The following is a 1,994-nucleotide window of genomic DNA, read 5'->3' on the forward strand; positions in this document are numbered from 1 at the left end:
AACCATGAGACCCGCATCACCAGCGTTATCCAGACGCCCATCATCACGACGAGGTAGAGGAGGAAGACCAGCCCGAGGCCGATCCACTCGTTGACCAGCGTATTCATCAGCGTAAAGCCCGTGATGCCGCCATGACCCTGGATCCGCTGTGCCGCCTCCTCAGCGGTGATCTCCTGCCCGAGAAGCAGACTCTGATTCTCCGCTCCGGTGACGAAGTAGGAGAAGAAATTGTAGACCAGGAAGAGTCCTATGAAGAATAGCGTCACCCCGGCTATGAAGCGCCACAGATCGCCAGGTACTCCCCTCTGCGGAAGTATCTGGCGGAAGAAGTCACCCTTCTCCCTGCTACGTTTGCTGCTGCGCTTCGCCGATCGATCCCCTCGCTTATCGTCTGAGGTGGAGGCTTTGTTTAAGGTAAAATTCTTCACTGATAGAGCCGAGGTGTTACGCTCCCCGCACCTGCAAAAGTAACGAAAACGTACAGACCGAACTAATCCTCTCTGCACGTCGCCGGAGTGTGCATCCGGTACCGCCCGGCTCCACCACCCTCCATACGGGGCGAAACTAATACCGGTAATAGATCCCTGCGATATTTTCGCCACATAGTCAGCCAGCCCTGCACCCTTAAACTAAACCCGGTATTAGTGATCACTATTACCGGGTTTAGTGATCACTAATACCGGGTTTAGACTTCACCGAAGTCTATCCAGCTCGATACGATACTCCCCAGCGCCGGGGATCCCTGACGGGCTCCGCCTCTCGCCGGCATAGGGGATGAATGCGGAATCGGGCGGACGAGGTGAAACTCAAATGCGTCAGCCCTGATATGCCAGAGCGTACAGAGCTCGGGAGAGGATTATTTGCGTACATTTGTGGGAGATGTGGGGCGGGTCACATATATAATAAGGAGTAGATACTACTATGGAGATAGCAATCATAGGTACCGGCTACGTCGGTCTGGTGACGGGGACCTGCTTCGCAGAGATGGGGGTTCATGTCCACTGCGTCGATACGGATGCCACTAAGATAGAGCGGCTCAGGGACGGGGAGATCCCGATCTATGAGCCGGGACTGGACGAGATGGTTCGTCGCAATACCGAGGAAGGACGCCTCTCCTTCCACACAGATCTCGCAGAGTGCATCGATGAGGTGGAGATCGTCTTCATCGCTGTCGGTACGCCTCCCACCGAGAGCGGTGATGCGGACCTGAAGTATGTCCGTGCCGTCGCCCAGCAGCTGGGACAGCTGATCCGTAAGGATATGCTTGTGGTGACGAAGAGTACCGTGCCGGTGGGGACCAGCCCCAAGGTGATGGCTGAGATCCGCAAGGGGCTCGAGGCGCGTGGACTGACCGACCTGAGGGTCGAGGTGGCGAATAATCCGGAGTTCCTCAAGGAGGGCAATGCGATCAAGGACTTCATGAGTCCCGATCGGGTCGTGATCGGGCTGGAGAGCGACTGGGCGAAGGAGCTGCTGACGCGGCTTTACCGCCCCTTCCTGATCCGAAACTTCCGGGTCCTCTTTATGGACATTCCGAGTTCTGAGTTGACGAAGTACGCGAGCAATGCGATGCTGGCCACGAGGATCAGTTTTATGAATCAGCTTGCCAACCTCGCCGATAAGCTGGGCGCTGATGTGGATCTGATACGTCAGGGGATGGGTGCCGACCACAGGATCGGCTCCGCCTTCCTCTACGCCGGCAGCGGCTACGGGGGCTCCTGCTTCCCTAAGGACGTGCAGGCGCTCGCCAAGACCGGCGAGGAGCAGGGCGTGTCGATGACCATTGTCGAGGAGGTGCACCGAGTTAATGAGAGCCAGAAGAGGATCCCCTACGAGAAACTCACCCGCCTGATCGGTAGCGACCTGAGTGGTAAGCGGATTGCCGTCTGGGGACTGGCCTTCAAGCCCGAGACGGACGACATGCGGGAGGCGACCTCTATCGTGGTGATCCGTCAGCTGATCGAGGCGGGGGCGGAGGTGGTCGCCTGCGACCC

The 1,994-nt window shown here is 57.9% G+C and carries 1 protein-coding gene and 1 pseudogene; one reads left to right on the forward strand and one right to left on the reverse strand.

Annotated elements, in window-relative coordinates; genetic code table 11:
* Nucleotides 1-428, reverse strand: a pseudogene (locus Q0F21_RS07505) (DNA translocase FtsK); the annotation flags it as partial.
* A 493-nt stretch (nucleotides 429-921) separates the two neighbouring features.
* On the opposite strand from Q0F21_RS07505, the gene Q0F21_RS07510 reads away from it, so the two are divergent.
* Nucleotides 922-1,994: UDP-glucose/GDP-mannose dehydrogenase family protein (locus Q0F21_RS07510; protein WP_297238766.1), on the forward strand; the 1,073-nt coding region annotated here is incomplete at its 3' end.

This window comes from uncultured Porphyromonas sp., from assembly GCF_934359325.1.
Taxonomy (GTDB): Bacteria; Bacteroidota; Bacteroidia; order Bacteroidales; family Porphyromonadaceae; genus Porphyromonas_A.